The sequence below is a fragment of the Westiellopsis prolifica IICB1 genome (assembly GCF_004323185.1).
In the GTDB taxonomy this organism is placed as follows: domain Bacteria; phylum Cyanobacteriota; class Cyanobacteriia; order Cyanobacteriales; family Nostocaceae; genus Pelatocladus; species Pelatocladus prolificus_A.
The window spans coordinates 445,179-462,013 of record NZ_NAPS01000001.1 but is presented as its reverse complement, the minus strand read 5'-3'; the positions used below and the strand labels follow the sequence as shown (position 1 = coordinate 462,013).

Below are 16,835 nucleotides of genomic sequence, written 5' to 3'. Positions count from 1 at the left end.
TCTATAACAGTGTAAAGACCAGGTAAATTAACTGCTTATATGTGTAAAAAAATGGAAAAGAGTGCAACAATCAGAGGAATAAATTTTTTAAATCAAATAACAATCAAAGCAAAAAATACATAGCATAAAACGGTGAAAATAAATATCTATTATTATCAATAGGACTTACGCAAAAAAACCGCCCAAACTCTTATTTCTCTGTGTCCTGGTGCGTTCTCTGTGGTTTGTTTTTCCGTTACCCATGGGTAAGTCCTGATCAATAAAAGTCGGTAATGGGTAATTAGGGTATTAACTAATAAGCTAAGACACATCTAACCTGCATATTTTAAAATTTTAATAAAAACTATCAAACTCTTTTGAGTCTTACTCTGCGCTCTGTTGCGTTTTTTGTAGTTGAAAATGCTCTGTTATATGTGGAACAGTTTATTAGCTTATTAGCTTACATCATAGCTGCCGTTTGTGTTGAAAAGTGTTTGCTCTTTCCAAATTAAATCGGCAGCTATTTGATCGTAAATTTTAAGTTGTTCTTAATGAGATTGTTGCGAAAAGCTAGCATTTTGGAACATAGTGTCACATTTATTTTCCACAACTATGCAAATACTGCTGAGTGCTTGTTGATAACTTTCCTCGTCATCTTGCTCAAGAGAAATTTTAGCAGCCATTTGCAAATCTTTGACTGCTTTACTCTGATTGGTGCGAGATTGGTTACCACCATACTGAGCAAGTTCATGATAAACAATTCCTCGCTTCAGGTAGACTTTTGACAATCGTGGATTAATGTTCAATGCTCTGCTAAAATCACCAATTGCTTTGGTATATTCTTGGTCAAAATTGCTGCTATATTGGGCAATTTGATAGCGGACTAGACCTAATTGGTAGTGAGCTTCTGCTCTGGATGGACTAAGATTGATGGCTTGATTGAAATCGGCGATCGCGTGTTGGTAATCTACCTGAGAATCTCCGCTATATTTAGCCATTTGAGTACGGACAATACCCCTTCTGATATAAGCTTCTACTTCGTTGGGGTTTAAACGCAGGGCGTTATTGAAATCAGCAAGAGCTAAATTATAGTTTTTATCTTGGTCAGTGCTATATTCAGCTTGCATGTAATAGACGTTGCCACGATTGACAAATGCTTTTACTTCTTTGGGATTGATTTTTATTGCTTGATTATAGTCAGCGATCGCAGCGTCGTAATCTTTGAGATTATAGTGAGAATTGCCTCTATTTACATAGGCTTTAGCGTTTTCAGGTTGTTGCTTAATTGCAAAGGTAAAGTTCTCAATTGCTTGATCATAATTTTTGACTTTGTAAGCAGCATGACCTTGTTTGTAGTAATCTGCAAAACTCAGTTTCAGATTATGGTCACGAGATTCAATTAAACTTTGTTGAGCTAAAGAATCTTTGCGTAAATAGCCACTGGTTAGGTCTTTAGTTAAGTCTAAATAGAAGAATGTACCAACACCAAACAAGGCAAAAATCACAGAATACAATCCAGTTCGATTAGAACGTCTATAAGTACTTACCTTGCGTGGGGATATGGGAGTGTAATAACCATTTTGCTGGAACGAAACAGTTGCGGGTTGTGGAAAACGGCGAGTTTGGGTAGAACGCCTTTTTGTAGAGATACGAGGTTTGAGGTGTTCTCTAGTCGCGATTACCTGTGGAGATGGGAAAGGATCGCGTCCTCCTAATCGAAGACTACGTTCGCACCAGGGACAAGTTTCTAAATGGCTACTGTAACGGTGTTGTGGGTTAGTGCTACAACTTACTAAAGCATCTTCAGCTTCTGCTAAGGCTAATACCCAACTTTGAGCGCTAGGACGCAACAGAGGGTTGCTATGACCATCTTCAAAACAACGTAAAAATAGTTCCTGCAAGCTGGGGTGAAGAATTTTCCAAGGAGGAGCGATTGGAGTAGGAACATAAGGTACACTGCGGTTTTGGCTATATGTAAAATGACCAGCTGCAATCCGTGCTTCGTAAGGTGGTGGTTCACCTGCACCTTGGAAGATACCAGAAAAGGGGTGAGTCCCTTCCATCAAAAGTTGGAAGATGAGTACTGCTAAACCGAATAAGTCGTGAGGTACAGCGCGATCGCACTTAGCAAAGGTTTTGTTCTGTAGTTCTGGTGGGGTAAATTCTGGTTTTCCAACCGGACAACGATAAACAAAATTATTGTCTGGATCACGTACTTGGAATGAGTCGGTGTCTACGACTGTAACTAAGGCGGTGTCGCTCACCAGAATATTGGACTCATTCACGTCACCCACACAATAGCCACTAGCGTGTAAAGCTGCAAAGGCTGCTGCTAAGTTGCGAGCGGTGCGGAGGAGATATTGATAGCTAAATAACGGACAGTGTTGTCGTCGGGTTCTGGGGTTGTAAAAGTCGATAATCGGACGCATTCCCCGAATCCGAGGCATTAAAAAACCAACGACGCGATCGCTACCATCCGCTGCTCGCAAAAGTTCTGTTGGCCAAGCAATGGAAATGTGTCCCAGACTGGCTGTTGGGTTTTCTGGTGGGTGAGTGAGCATCACTTCCAGCTTTCGTGCCTGGACCTCAGATGGTTTGTGATAAACCTTGGCGACTGCACTTGCATCAGTTGGCACTGTGTAAATACAAGCTTCACCGCCACGTCCTAAACTGACAGTGAGGTTAAGGTGAGAAATTTGTTGGTTGGGAAGACAACGTAGTACCTGCATGATATATTTAATGTTAGGGAAGGTGTATGTAATTTTAAATAGCAATAATATCGCTAATTTTGTTAGTTACTTAATGCTGCTATAACCAGCGTTAAGTCATCATCTGTACGTTGGGTAATCCTGTCTGAACGTAAAAACTTTACTAGCTGCTCTTTGGCGATGATTTTGTCCTCAGCACTCGCGACAAAATCGAATAAGGGAAGAAAGAAAGGTTTGTGAGGTGCGCTTACAGCCATATTCATAGCCAGCAGTTGCAATCCATCAGTGAGAACACCAATGTTGACAACCGACTGACGCCACAGTTTTACCTGTACTTTTTCCATTGCAGTGGGAGAAACCAAAAAAGTGGTTTCATTCATGTATTCACCATTGTCAGGCATAGTTAAAGCAATCAGGTTTCCCAGACTATCTTTGGCAACTGCTACACCATCGCCGATCTGAGCTACTGCTACATTTTCGGGTGTGGCGACTAAAACGATTAAGGTGCTTGCTAAATCTTGTGGTTGTTTATTACAAGCAGCAGCTTCTGCTTCTACTGCTTTTTTTGCGGCTAGTATGGCGTCAGTTAGGAGCGATCGCACAAAACTATCATCAATTAAAGTACGCCGGGAAACTTCCTGATGAGCAGAAATAGTAGCTACTGCTGTTTCTGCTGCAACCATTGCTCCAACTTTCCCTAAAATCGCTGAACCTGCGCCATCAGCTGCTGACACCACCAAGACATTCTCAGGCAAGATTACAAAGTGGTGAGCGTCCTGACACAGCTGCTTATTTTTAACATGGCTTGTGCCACATACTGATGCAGCTACTACCCGCCATTGAGGTGTCTTTGTTGAAGTTTTCATAAACTCTAAATATTCCAACAGCTGTGTAAGTACAAAATATGCAATCTTACATCAAACAGAACCCCAACCAATCGGAGGTAGTGCCACCTGCTCATCCACTTTAGAATGAGAAACCGCTGACATACTGGCAGATAACCAGACAAACAGCTCGACAAAATTTAATCCCGTTAGCTTTAAGGGGGTACGTACAGCTATTTGACTTAAGCGTGCCATATTAGCATTTTCCACACCTACCGTAAAAAAAGCAACACGTTTATTAACTTCATCTGCTTGCAGTCGTTTTGCGGCTTGATCTACCAGATTATCTGCTTCACCTTGTGGTTCTCCATCAGTAATCATGAATACCCAAGGACGATAATAAGCAATTCCATTGGCGCGATACTGAGCTTTGCGTTCTTGAATTAAGTCCAAAGCTTTATGGATACCAGAACCCATATTCGTTAGTCCCTGCGCTGTGAGTATGGGCGGATTGAACTGATCAGCAGTCACGAAGTCTTGTACAATGTTGATATGACTATCAAAAGTAACTATTGCTACCTCTACTCTTCTAGAAGCCAAGGAATTTTTGATTAATTCATCTCTGAAACTCAGTAATCCTTCATTTAATGCATTAATTGCCATTCCTTGCATTGAGCCAGATGTATCAAGTAGTAACACGCAAGGACAACGTGGTTCTGGATTCTCAGCAAACTCAACGACTTCATCAAGTCTTAATGTATCGGTCATAACTTTTTGTGTTATACTAAACTTAAAACTACTATTTTCCTTGCCTTCAAAAGTATATAGTTTCTAGGTTTGCAAGACTACCTAGATACTTTTGGATTCTAGATAGTTTACTAGTTATTAAACAATTAGCAATACCCAAATTACATAAAAGTTGTCAAAAGTATTCCTTAAGAGTTAGTGCTGTAAAAGAGAAGTTACTAAGGCTTTGCATTGATTGTAGAAGCTTATTTAAAATAACTTATACATATAATTTATAGAATACAATAACTGCGTAACTGAAGCCGGTAGGATATTTTAAAGATTTCATGTAGAAGATTCGTTTTTTGCGTAAAAGTAATTAAACATTATTAGCATTCTCATCATTGTTGATGGAAACTTGATCAAAAGACAGAACAAATCTAAGCAAAAACTTCAAAAATTTGTTGCAATACCTATACAAAATTTAACAAATATCCTGAGAGTAGGTTTTCTAGCTTGTAAGATATACATGACAAGTCGAAAAAGATTTTTGCAAAGAAATTAGAAATAACAAAATGCAAAACTTGCCGCAGAATGCAAATGTCGAAAAAAACTGCTATTTTTCCGTAAATTCTCCAAGGAAATGAATAATTACGGCACATTCACAAATCTACGCCCCCTAAGTTTGTTAAGGCAATTATCCAACTGTTGTGATAGTACTCATTTACAAGGGCTGAGTAACTCAGTTACCTGGTCTATTTTTCTTGATCAAGGCAAAATTACATTTGCTACCCATTCCATCGAACCCTTCGATAGACTAGAACGTCATTTGCGTCGCCTTAGTCATCGAATTCCCACCCTTAGTAGTGAAATTCGTATTCAATTACGCCTACTGTTTGAACCAGATTCTTCTACTCAGTCAACAGAACTGCATAGTTCGATTTCCGCCGAAGAATCTATTAGTGATCAACAACCTTCTGAATACCAGGCTATTTGCTGGTTAGTAAGTCAAAAACATCTCAACCCTACCCAAGCAGCCGTACTAATTCAAGAATTGGCAAAAGAAGTAATTGAATCGTTTATATTAATCAAACAAGGTAATTATGAATTAAAAGAAAATTCAGAGCGGATGCCAATTATTTGTAGACTTGATGTTGGAAAACTCCTAGAACGTTGTCAAGGTAGGTTACAAGATTGGAAATCTTTCGCACCGCATATTTCATCTCCATATCAGCGTCCATATTTGCGTGTAAAAACCTTAAGTTCACAAACAGATTTACCAGAAATACAGCAAAATATCAGTGAATGGATGAAAGGTTTTAGCCTGCGTCATCTAGCAGTGATTATGAATCAAGATGAAATCCATGTACTGAAAACGCTGTATCCATACATATTAAATGGTGCAATTTTATTGCATGAACCAGATCCACCTTTTGATAAATTACCTAAAACATTTGAACAAGTAATAGAAAACAATCAGATAAATTTATTAAAAAATCAAGAATTTGTAGATAAATATTCTGTAGAAAATAGTAATCAACAAACTCAAATAAATTCTGAAGAAGTTTCGCAGGTTACTCAGGAGCGAAGAAAAAAACTACAAGAATTTACAAATCCCATTAATATCAACCCAAATCTGCAACAATCTCATCCTGCTCCTAACAGCATCCGCAAAAAATATAAAATCGTTTCTATAGATGATAGCCCAACATTTCTAAGAGAAATTAGCCGTTTTTTAGAAGAAGAAAATTTTTATGTAGTCACAATAAGTGACCCACTGAAAGCCGTCATGGCAGTAATTAGACATAAACCAGACTTGATTTTATTGGATATCAATATGGAAGGAATTGATGGTTATGAATTATGTCGGATAATTCGGAATAATTCAATGTTTAAAGACATTCCTATTGTGATGGTTACTGGTAGCAAGGGAATTATAGATAAAGTTAGAGCCAAATTTGTCGGAGCATCGGGATATTTAACAAAACCATTTACCCGTGCAGATTTGCTCAAAATAGTGTTTATGCATTTAACATAATAATTTATCAAGAACCCAAAGTCCAAAATTTTATAGTTGTGAATTCGCATACTTAATTGATTTAATTTTATTTTATACGATTAAAAATATAATATGGATGAGGAACTTAGACAATTGACTCTAAAATAGTCTTTGCATTCTGAATTTCAGATCTGATTTCGCACAAGCACACATTCCATGCGTATTTCTCTTAAATGGCTACGGGAACTAGTCGAGATAAAACTTAACCCGGAAGAATTAGCTCAAACTCTGACAATGGCAGGGTTTGAGGTAGAAGATATTGAAGATCGCCGCAGTTGGGCAAATGGTGTTGTGATTGGGAAAGTGCTTGAGCGCCAACCCCATCCCAACGCTGATAAATTAAGTGTCTGTCAAGTTGATATCGGTACAGGAGAAACTCTCAATATTGTCTGCGGCGCTCCTAATGTCCGGGCAGAGATTTATGTACCAATTGCAACAGTAGGTACTTATCTACCAAATATCGATTTAAAAATTAAACCTGCAAAACTGCGTGGTGTCCCATCTAATGGTATGATTTGTTCTTTAAAGGAACTAGGTTTACCAAGTGATGTAGACGGAATTCATATTTTTACCCAAGAGAATCTGCAATTGGGTAGCGATGTGCGTCCTTTGTTGGGTTTAGATGATGTCATTCTCGATGTGACTGCTACTGCTAACCGTGCTGACGCCTTAAGTATGGTGGGTATAGCGCGGGAAGTTGCAGCTCTGACAGGTGCAAAAATAACTATTCCTGAGCCTGGTGAAGTTTCAGTTTCTCAAGGTGCAGGAAATTTGGCTATTAAAGTAGCTGATACGCAAGCTTGCCCCGCCTATATTGGTACAGTAATTGAACAGGTAAAAATAGATTACTCTCCTGATTGGTTACAACAGCGTTTACGGGCTGCGGGAGTCAGACCAATTAATAATGTAGTAGATATTACTAACTATGTATTGTTAGAATGGGGACAGCCACTGCACGCATTTGATCGCGATCGCCTGATTTCCATCGCCGGAACTGAAAAGTTAGCCGTTGGTGTTCGCTTTGCTAACGCTGGAGAAACCCTCAAAACCCTAGACGGACAAAATCGTACCCTCACCACCCAAAATTTACTAATTACCGCCAACGATAAACCCGTTGCTTTGGCTGGTGTCATGGGTGGTGAAGACAGCGAAGTCCACGCAGCTACACAAAACCTAGTATTAGAAGCAGCCTTATTTGATTCCGTAGCGATTCGTCGCTCTTCTCGGAGCGTCGGTTTAAGAAGTGAATCTTCAACTCGGTACGAACGGGGTATAAATAGTGCTGGCTTGGAAATAGCTACACGCCGCGCCCTGAGTCTGATCACCGAACTTGCTCAAGGAAATCTTGTGACTCAGGAAATTTCCGATACTCGCCCCGATCCATCGACTTGGACACGTTCGATAGAACTACGATTAGAGCGGGTGAATCAAGTATTGGGGCCTGTTGATTCTGGTAAGCAACCAACAGAATTACAACCTGAAGATATAGAACGCACCCTGACTGCATTAGGATGTCAATTGACTCCTGTTGGTGAACGCAAATGGACAGTGACAGTACCGCCCTACCGTTACCGCGACTTAGAACGGGAAATAGATTTAGTTGAAGAAATTGCCCGTCTCTACGGCTATGATCGTTTCTGTGATACCTTACCAGAAAAGTCAGAAGCTGGTTATCTGCCTTTTGATGTGGAAATTCTGCGTCAATTACGCGCATGTTTGCGAGCAGAAGGCTTGACAGAATTAATGCATTACTCCTTAGTCAAGTCAGGAGAAGATAGACAAATAGCGCTGGCAAATCCTTTATTTGTAGAGTATTCAGCCCTACGCACAGATTTAATAGCTGGGTTAATAGATGCTTTTGTGTATAACTTGGAACAAGGCAATGGGACGCTGAACGGTTTTGAAATTGGACGTATTTTCTGGCAAGAAGAAAGCGGATTGCAAGAAGCAGACGCCATAGCAGGGATTTTAGGAGGCGATCGCAGATCTAGCAAGTGGACAAGCAGTGGACGCGAGCAACCTATGACTTGGTATGAAGCCAAAGGTATCTTAGATAGTGTTTTTCAGCGTCTGAGTTTGGAGGTGGAATATCAACCAGATTGTCGTGATCAGCGTTTACACCCAGGTAGAACTGCCTCTTTATGGACTAGAGGTAATAGACTTGGTATCTTTGGGCAGTTACATCCCCAACTGCGACACGAAAGAAGCTTACCAGAAGCAATTTACGTGTTTCAACTAGATTTAGATGTGCTATTGGATGCATTAGACCAAGATGAGATTGCCATACCCACATTTAAACCTTATTCTACCTATCCAGCGACAGACAGAGATATTGCCTTCTTTGCACCTGTAAAGGTGACAGTTGCCGAAATTGAAAAAGCAATTACCAAAGCAGGTAAAGATTTACTCGAATCAGTAGAACTGTTTGACCAGTATCGTGGTGAACACGTACCACCAGGACAACGGAGTTTGGCATTTCGCTTAATTTATCGAGCAAGCGATCGCACCCTCACTGATGGTGAAGTTGAACCCGTGCATCAAAAAGTTCGTGATGCATTGGTCGAAAAATTTGGTGTTGCTTTGAGAAGTTAATAATTGGTTAGTAGGGACAAACAGCTGTTCGTCCCCACTTTCCACTAAGCACTAGCTATTAAACAATATTTAGAAATAGACAAAACATGACAAAATACATCATGTGGGGGACTTACTGTGAAAATGTCCTCGAAAAACGCGCTCCTTACCGTCAAGCCCATTTAGATGGATTAGCAAAACAAAAAGAATCTGGTGTCCTAATTACCATTGGTCCTACCAAAGATTTAACAAAGGTTTTTGCTATTTACGAAGCTGAGAACGAAGATACTGTGCGCCAACTAGTAGAAAATGATCCCTACTGGCAAAACGGAGTTTGGACTGAATATTCTATCAAAGAGTGGATTCAGGCATTTTAAATTTCATGCAAATGACAGAAGTTACAAGTATTAGAGAGGGAGTAATATTTTAATATCTTTCATTTCCTCACTTTCTTGTACGGTTATCATGAAAGATTTCTCATGCAAAAAAACTGGCAATTGCTTACACTAAAAGTATGGTCAAAAACAACTATCTCAACTTTGACTGTTTTTTAATCACTGATGTTTAGTTGAGAAGGAAAGTCGATGAACAAGATTTTTAAACGCGCATTTTTACCCGGCTTACTAGCTACAAGTTTAGTTGGTGCTAGCTTTGTTTCCGCTAAACCTGCTTCTGCTGATGAATACATACTGCAAGATCTCGGTATTGGAGCCGGTGCTGGTGTAGTTACTGGTGCTGCTAGAGGACGTGGTTCTGTAGTCAACAACGCTGTCAAGGGTGCCGCCGCTGGTGCAGCTGTCAACGCTGTTCATGGTACACGACGGCAGTACCAAAACCGTCAGAAGCGTAACGTGGTTCAAGATGTGGGAGTCGGTGCAGCGGCAGGCGCTGTAACTGGTACAATCCTACGTGGTAATACCAGACATGTTCTTGGTGATGCAGTTGATGGTGCAGCTGCGGGTGGAGCCATTAATGTTCTCACCAATGGAAAAAGACAGTAATCTAGAAATTACTGCTTAAAGTAGGGGCGCATGACTGTGCGCCCTTACTACATTGTGTAAATTGTTGTTAGTTTTCTTCTGGAGCTGGTAGGGGAAATCTTTCACCAGCTATGTAAGCAGCAAAATTTTGTTGAAAGTAAAGCCAAGAAGTCATGTCTTCGACATCCAAAAAGGATTTCGGAGCATTTTTGTATAAAGGGACGCGGGTATTAATTTCATCTTTGAGCAATTGGGGTAATGCATCCAAGCCTTGGACTTTGCTCCCATAAGCACTGTAGATCAGATAACCGGAGCAATCGCCCATGTTCATCCAGGGTAGCCATTGACCAATCCTATCCCAGCTTAATCTCAGTTGAGAAACTGAAGTTAGTTCCAAATTGAATAAATCTGTGCTGGGAACTGTAATTTTAAATAACTCTGCTGCTTGATAAATGGGTTGAGGGGTATATTCAGCTAATTTAGGATCTTCTATTAAGGGGTTGGGATAAGTAGGAAATATATCGAATACAAAAGTTGTGCTTTCACCATCTACCTGCGCTGGAAACTTGCCTTTAAAATGACCTTGTACTGGGTTATTAGCAACGTGCATAACTGGGACTGTTTTCTCCGTCCAAGGATTATCCCATTTATGCAAAATCTCTTCTGTTTCAGGGTTGAGATAATAAGTCAATTCTCTAGAGGTAAAATCCCAGCAACCTGCTTCTGTTGGAATGCATCGGCTCACACTCATACCGACCATTTTAAATAAGAGTGTCCGTTTTTCACCTGGAACAAAAGCGTATATTTTACCTGTCCAGCTTAAAAAGCTTGATTCGGCAGGATCAAGGGACGAACGAGTTTTCACCCAATGCGAGGCTTCTAATTCTTGAATTTGGGCAACCATTTTGTGGCTCCTGACTAATAATTAAACAATACCTTTTTTGGTGAAAGTTTTGTTGCAGCACACTTTCGGGTAAAACGGTAGTCATTGGAGCCCAAAGTTAAGAGTCTATAAGAAATTGGGAATTCAGAATTCGGAATCTACAATCCCAAATCCTGCACAGGATCGACTTTTGACTGCCCAAAAAGGCTATTTTTTGGGGGTGAATAATATTTATTAGTAAGGGAATATATGTATTAGGGGCGCACAGTTGTACGTCTCTACGCTTATTTTGTCAAAAAACTTTTTATGACAAACCAGAACATCAAGATGCTATTCGTCGTCTATATTTTGGATTTCTGAGCAATTTCCCTCATTTTAGGAACTTGGTATGTAAAATTAGTGTCATTAATAACACTGAGAAAATTTTAGACAATCATCTAATGAAAATGCCAAGGATATTAATAAAATTGGGAATAAAAATGTCATTTATCATTGCCAGTATTGCGATCGCATCGGTAGTAAAAACTGTAGCATTTGCTGACGAAACACCACCACCTATATTTGGTGATGTTAGTATTAGCCCGAAATTTTTCCCAGATCCTTTTGAAGTGCGTGGAATGAGTGGGGGTTCATTACCAGGAAATCAGGTTGTCACTAAAAAAGAAACGTCTACAGGAGCATGTACAGGATTTATTGATCAAAAACCAGACCATCAGCTTGAGTTAGGAAAAAAATTTGATTACCTAAAGCTGCAAGTGGATAGTCCGGAAGACACAACCTTGATTGTCAGTGGTCCAGGTGGTACTTGGTGTAATGACGATTTTGATGGGAAAAATCCTGGTATCGTTGGTGAATGGCTACCTGGAACCTATCAAATTTGGGTTGGTTCCTATAAAAGAGATGAGTATTTTCCTTACACTCTGAAAATTACGGAAGCAAAATAAAAAACAAGGTGCTATAAATCCTGAAACTATAGTCCAGTTTACGGTTCTAAGCATTGCTATATGTATTTATAGTCACTAGTCACTAACCCAGCGGCTCAAGCCACTGGGCTTGCAAGAGGGGAAATTACCGCTCTCCAAATCAAGTTAAAACTTGTGTCTAGCTAATTAAACTGAATTGCCTGAGCGTGGTAGTTCAAAACACGTTGAGCAAACTATTCTCGATTGAGTCGATCAAAACTTGATACAAGTTTTATCTCTCATCTCTGAGAATCATAAAAAATAAAATCACCATGCAATAGTGACAAAGGTAACTACTCTAACCTGATTGGAGTGAGAATTTTCATGATGACTGAAGTCATGAATAAAAGGATACAAAGCATGGGTAGCAATGTCAATTCCTGATTTTCAGTACCTTGTTTGGTGTTTTGTGACTTCCTTTTTTAATGCTTTGTATTAAAATTAAGTTAAATTTAATTAAGATTCTTTTTGGCGTCATGGCTGTACCATCGCGCTTGAATCAGTCCACTGTGGACAGTAAACAATTATCCAATTCCTTGATGGGTACACAGAACCCAAACTCAGAAAGTCGATAATTGGTAACTGCTCACTGACTAACTGCTAACTGATAAAACAAAATGGATTTATAAATATCCGTTTCATCGCGAGATTGTGGAAATCACATCGCTAATTTAGTTGTATATCGGCATCTAGAGGCAAAACAAGATGAAATTCTCCTGGAGAGTCCTAGTTCTCTGGACATTGCCAGCTTTGGTAATTGGCTTTTTCTTCTGGCAGGGTGCATTTGCTGGTGCTCCTGCGGATATGGGTAGAAATACAGCCAGTACACGTATGACCTACGGTCGCTTTCTAGAATATTTAGACGCCAATCGCGTCACTAATGTAGATTTTTATGAAGGCGGCAGAACAGCAATTGTGGAAGCTGTAGATCCGGATCTCGATAACCGTGTTCAACGGGTACGGGTTGACCTGCCTATTAACGCTCCTGAGCTAATTACCAAGCTCAAAGATAAAGGAGTGAGTTTTGATGCCCACCCGATGCGTAATGACGGTGCTATCTGGGGACTTTTAGGAAATCTGATTTTTCCTATATTGTTGATTACTGGATTGTTCTTTTTGTTCCGTCGCTCCAGCAACTTGCCTGGTGGTCCCGGTCAAGCAATGAGCTTTGGCAAATCTAAAGCTCGTTTTCAAATGGAGGCCAAAACAGGAGTCAAATTCGACGATGTTGCAGGAATTGAAGAAGCAAAAGAAGAACTCCAAGAAGTAGTTACTTTCCTCAAACAGCCAGAAAAGTTTACAGCTGTTGGCGCTCGCATCCCTAAAGGAGTGCTGCTGGTCGGCCCTCCAGGAACTGGTAAGACTTTATTGGCAAAAGCCATTGCTGGAGAAGCAGGGGTTCCCTTCTTTAGTATCTCTGGTTCAGAATTTGTCGAGATGTTTGTAGGTGTGGGTGCGTCTCGTGTCCGTGACCTGTTCAAAAAAGCTAAAGACAATGCCCCATGTATCATATTTATCGATGAAATTGATGCAGTAGGTAGACAACGGGGTGCTGGTATTGGCGGTGGTAACGACGAACGGGAACAAACCCTCAACCAACTACTGACCGAAATGGACGGTTTTGAAGGTAATACTGGGATCATTATTATTGCTGCAACCAACCGTCCTGATGTATTAGACGCGGCGTTGTTACGTCCTGGACGTTTTGACAGACAAGTCACTGTCGATGCACCGGATATCAAAGGGCGTTTGGAAATTTTAAAAGTTCACGCCCGCAACAAGAAACTAGACCCCAGTGTCTCTTTAGATGCGATCGCTCGTCGTACTCCTGGATTCACCGGAGCCGATTTAGCCAACCTCCTCAACGAGGCTGCTATTCTCACCGCCAGACGTCGTAAAGAAGGTATCACCCTCACAGAGATTGATGACGCCGTGGATCGGGTGGTTGCTGGTATGGAAGGTACACCGCTGGTAGATAGCAAGAGCAAGCGTTTAATTGCCTACCATGAAATTGGTCACGCCTTGGTGGGTACTGTCCTCAAAGATCATGACCCAGTACAAAAAGTTACTTTGGTTCCACGAGGACAAGCACAGGGTTTGACCTGGTTTACTCCCTCTGAGGAAATGGGTTTGATTACTCGCTCTCAAATCAAAGCCAGAATTACGGGTGCTTTGGGTGGTCGTGCTGCCGAAGATGTGATTTTTGGTCGAGATGAAATTACCACTGGTGCCGGAAATGACCTGCAACAAGTGAGCAACATGGCACGGCAAATGGTAACTCGTTTCGGAATGTCTGATTTAGGTCCCCTTTCCTTAGAAAGCCAGACAGGAGAAGTATTCTTGGGTCGAGACTGGATGACTCGTTCTGAATATTCGGAAGCGATCGCATCTCGCATCGATTCTCAAGTCCGCACCATTGTCGAAGAGTGTTATGACAACGCCAAGGGGATTATGCGTGAAAATCGCACTCTCATGGATCGTTTAGTCGATTTGCTGATCGAGAAAGAAACCATCGACGGCGAACAATTCCGTCGGATTGTAGCTGAGTACACTGTTGTCCCCGAAAAACCTCAATTCACACCTATTCTCTAGGTTTGTTTAGGCTTTTAAGTTTATAATTTTTTATTCCCCATGTTTATAAATCAAGAACATGGGGATATTTATTTATCAGTCCCCTTGATCATTGACCAATAATTCCGAGTAGGGTACAAGCCCCTCCCCCAGCACCCATTCCCCCAAATTCGGGGTTAGCGGCTGGGATCAATCCAAAATCACCCCACGTGCTACAACGGGGGGAACCCCAAAGGGCGCAGTGGCTCCAAAATCTAAAATCCAAAATTGTTTGACCCTTGATCCTTGACTATTAGTTTTTATTAAATCTATGAAATCTTATTTAGCTGCTGCTATTCAAATGACCAGTGTGTCTGATCTAGAAAAAAACTTGGCACAAGCAGAGGAATTAATTGATTTAGCAGTGCGTCAGGGTGCTGAATTAGTTGGTTTACCTGAAAATTTTCCCTATATGGGAGAGGAGAAAGATAAACTCGCTCAAGCTCTGGCGATCGCACAAAAAACAGAAGCATTTCTCAAAACGATGGCGCAGCGCTATCAAATTACCATTTTAGGTGGTGGCTTTCCCATTCCTGTGGAAGGCACAGGCAAAGTTTACAACACAGCTTTACTTGTTGACCGCAACGCCCACGAGTTATTACGTTACCAAAAGGTGCATCTATTCGATGTCAATGTTCCTGATGGTAATACCTATAGAGAATCCAGCACGGTCATGGCTGGTACAGAACTACCTTCGGTTTATTCTGATGAAGTACTAGGTAATATCGGACTTTCTGTTTGTTATGACGTTCGTTTTCCGGAACTTTATCGCCACATGTCATCCAAGGGAGTAGATGTAATATTTGTGCCTGCGGCTTTTACTGCTTTTACAGGTAAGGATCATTGGCAGGTGCTATTGCAAGCCCGTGCTATTGAAAATACCAGTTATATTATCGCCCCAGCGCAAACTGGACTCAACTACGATCGCCGTCAAACCCATGGTCATGCAATGATTATCGACCCATGGGGAGTGATTTTAGCTGATGCAGGAGAAAAACCAGGAGTTGCGATCGCCGAAATTAGACCATCACGGCTAGAACAAGTCCGCCGCCAAATGCCCAGTTTGCAACATCGAATATTCTAAGACAGTTTCAGGGGTAAGGGCGTAAGAGTTTATAAAACGATGATTATTCCGTTAGTTTTACAGTCATCACTCATTGCTTGATTAAAAACCTACACTTGTTAGTTCCTCTTACACCCCTATACCCATTGTGAAGAATGTTATTTATTTATCATCCATTCTTCGGAAATTGAGGATTTCGTGCTGGTGGTAAGTTTGGTTGCAATTGTTTTCTGCCTTTGTGAACAATTTGTAACATTTCGTGAAGTTGATCTTCGATATTCTCTAAAACGCTATCAGCATAGTCATCTGCTCCCTGTTCGATGGCTTCAGCTTCTGCAATGGCAGCTCGTCGCATTTCCTCCAATTCTTGCTGACATTGGCGGCGTTTACGGTCAATTTCTTCGAGAGTATCCTGTAACATCGCATCACATTGTTGTTGCACTTTTTGCCGTAGTTCTGCGGCTTCCCGTTCTGCTTGTCTGAGAATATCGCTGTCATCTAATATTTGCGCTCTTTTTGCTTGTGCAGCTTCTACTATTTGCTGTCCGTACTCTTCTGCTTGCAACAAAATTTCTTCTTTGTGTTGCAACATATCTGTTGCTTCCGAAAAAGCAGTTGGCAAGCACACTCGGATAAAATCAAGCTGGTCAAGCAGCTTTTCCTCATCCACTAACGTCCGTCGCGTCAGTGGAATGTGAAAGCTAGCGAGAATCATTTCTTCCAGACGATTGAGTTCCATTTGAATATCTATGCTTCCCGTTCGCATAGCTTCTTCAGGTACTCCATCGCTGAATTCTGTCCGGGCTAAATTGCTTCCGTCTTGACTTGGTTCGATACGGGATGGTTTTGGGCGTAGCATTGGTAAATATCCAGAGCAACGTGCGGGGGAACAAGATGATCAACAGAGCCACCAAATCTTGCAATCTCTTTTACCACACTACTACTTAAAAAACTATATTCATTTGAGGTTGCCAAAAAAACGGTTTCTATATCTATGGAAATAGTTTTATTGATATGAGCCATCTGTAACTCAATTTCAAAGTCTGAAATTGCTCTTAGCCCCCGCAGTAAAACAGCAGCTTCCCGCATGTGAGCATAATTGACTGTCAAACCATCAAAAGCATCAGCTTCCACATTGGGTAAATGCTTGACAGAATCACGAATCAGTTCCAGCCTTTTTTGTACGCTAAATAGTGGCGTTTTATTAGGATTTCGCAGTACAGCAACAATCACCTTCGTAAATAGCCGACTACCACGCTGAATGATATCTAGGTGTCCCAAGGTAATGGGGTCGAAACTTCCTGGATAGATGGCAATCACAATTTAACGATGCCTCACAGTTGTTTAGGTGATTATATCTAATCACAAATTATGAGCAACAGAGGTAATTTTTATTTTTACGAGATATTTTCTAAGGATAGCTGGCTGAAAACCCTTCCTCTTTTTCCATCGAATGACCTTGAGATAACA

At 40.8% G+C, this 16,835-nt stretch carries 13 protein-coding genes; 7 read left to right on the top strand and 6 right to left on the bottom strand.

The genetic code is table 11. The features are described from left to right. Positions 1-527 precede the first annotated feature (527 nt). From B4U84_RS02040 to B4U84_RS02030, 3 genes are all read right to left on the bottom strand, one after another. Positions 528-2,708 (bottom strand): tetratricopeptide repeat protein, encoded by a 2,181-nt coding sequence (locus B4U84_RS02040; protein ID WP_131115250.1) that lies wholly within the window; start codon positions 2,706-2,708, stop codon positions 528-530. A 62-nt stretch (positions 2,709-2,770) separates the two neighbouring features. Continuing rightward, positions 2,771-3,553, bottom strand: coding sequence for a PP2C family serine/threonine-protein phosphatase (locus B4U84_RS02035; RefSeq protein WP_017312263.1), 783 nt, complete (start codon positions 3,551-3,553; stop codon positions 2,771-2,773). 51 nt (positions 3,554-3,604) lie between these two features. Next, complete coding sequence (locus tag B4U84_RS02030) at positions 3,605-4,279, bottom strand: vWA domain-containing protein (protein WP_017312264.1); 675 nt, start codon at positions 4,277-4,279, stop codon at positions 3,605-3,607. 601 nt (positions 4,280-4,880) lie between these two features. Between B4U84_RS02030 and B4U84_RS02025 the strand changes: the two genes are divergently transcribed. The 4 genes from B4U84_RS02025 to B4U84_RS02010 all read left to right on the top strand — a co-directional run bounded on the left by B4U84_RS02025 (position 4,881) and on the right by B4U84_RS02010 (position 9,868). After that, positions 4,881-6,275 (top strand): response regulator, encoded by a 1,395-nt coding sequence (locus B4U84_RS02025; protein WP_131115248.1) that lies wholly within the window; start codon positions 4,881-4,883, stop codon positions 6,273-6,275. A 177-nt stretch (positions 6,276-6,452) separates the two neighbouring features. After that, on the top strand, positions 6,453-8,888 hold the full coding sequence (gene pheT, locus B4U84_RS02020) for a phenylalanine--tRNA ligase subunit beta (protein WP_044452897.1): 2,436 nt from the start codon (positions 6,453-6,455) through the stop codon (positions 8,886-8,888). Between the two features lie 86 nt (positions 8,889-8,974). Next, positions 8,975-9,244 (top strand): YciI family protein, encoded by a 270-nt coding sequence (locus B4U84_RS02015; protein ID WP_026082058.1) that lies wholly within the window; start codon positions 8,975-8,977, stop codon positions 9,242-9,244. Positions 9,245-9,451: 207 nt separating this feature from the next. Continuing rightward, on the top strand, positions 9,452-9,868 hold the full coding sequence (locus B4U84_RS02010; RefSeq protein WP_044452898.1) for a hypothetical protein: 417 nt from the start codon (positions 9,452-9,454) through the stop codon (positions 9,866-9,868). Positions 9,869-9,935: 67 nt separating this feature from the next. Here B4U84_RS02010 and B4U84_RS02005 read toward each other — a convergent pair whose 3' ends face one another. After that, positions 9,936-10,751, bottom strand: coding sequence for a DUF1838 domain-containing protein (locus B4U84_RS02005; protein ID WP_017312269.1), 816 nt, complete (start codon positions 10,749-10,751; stop codon positions 9,936-9,938). Between the two features lie 458 nt (positions 10,752-11,209). Between B4U84_RS02005 and B4U84_RS02000 the strand changes: the two genes are divergently transcribed. The 3 genes from B4U84_RS02000 to B4U84_RS01990 all read left to right on the top strand — a co-directional run bounded on the left by B4U84_RS02000 (position 11,210) and on the right by B4U84_RS01990 (position 15,386). Then, on the top strand, positions 11,210-11,674 hold the full coding sequence (locus B4U84_RS02000; RefSeq protein WP_242677514.1) for a hypothetical protein: 465 nt from the start codon (positions 11,210-11,212) through the stop codon (positions 11,672-11,674). Between the two features lie 723 nt (positions 11,675-12,397). After that, entirely contained in the window at positions 12,398-14,284 is a 1,887-nt protein-coding gene (gene ftsH2, locus B4U84_RS01995) for an ATP-dependent zinc metalloprotease FtsH2 (protein ID WP_017312271.1), read from the top strand. 289 nt (positions 14,285-14,573) lie between these two features. Then, positions 14,574-15,386, top strand: a complete 813-nt coding sequence (locus tag B4U84_RS01990) for a carbon-nitrogen hydrolase family protein (RefSeq protein ID WP_131115246.1) — start codon at positions 14,574-14,576, stop codon at positions 15,384-15,386. 148 nt (positions 15,387-15,534) lie between these two features. On the opposite strand, the gene B4U84_RS01985 is transcribed toward B4U84_RS01990, so the two are convergent. Both B4U84_RS01985 and coaD read right to left on the bottom strand, forming a co-directional pair. After that, on the bottom strand, positions 15,535-16,104 hold the full coding sequence (locus tag B4U84_RS01985) for a DivIVA domain-containing protein (protein WP_131118661.1): 570 nt from the start codon (positions 16,102-16,104) through the stop codon (positions 15,535-15,537). A 65-nt stretch (positions 16,105-16,169) separates the two neighbouring features. After that, entirely contained in the window at positions 16,170-16,685 is a 516-nt protein-coding gene (gene coaD / locus B4U84_RS01980) for a pantetheine-phosphate adenylyltransferase (RefSeq protein WP_131115244.1), read from the bottom strand. Positions 16,686-16,835: the final 150 nt, after the last annotated feature.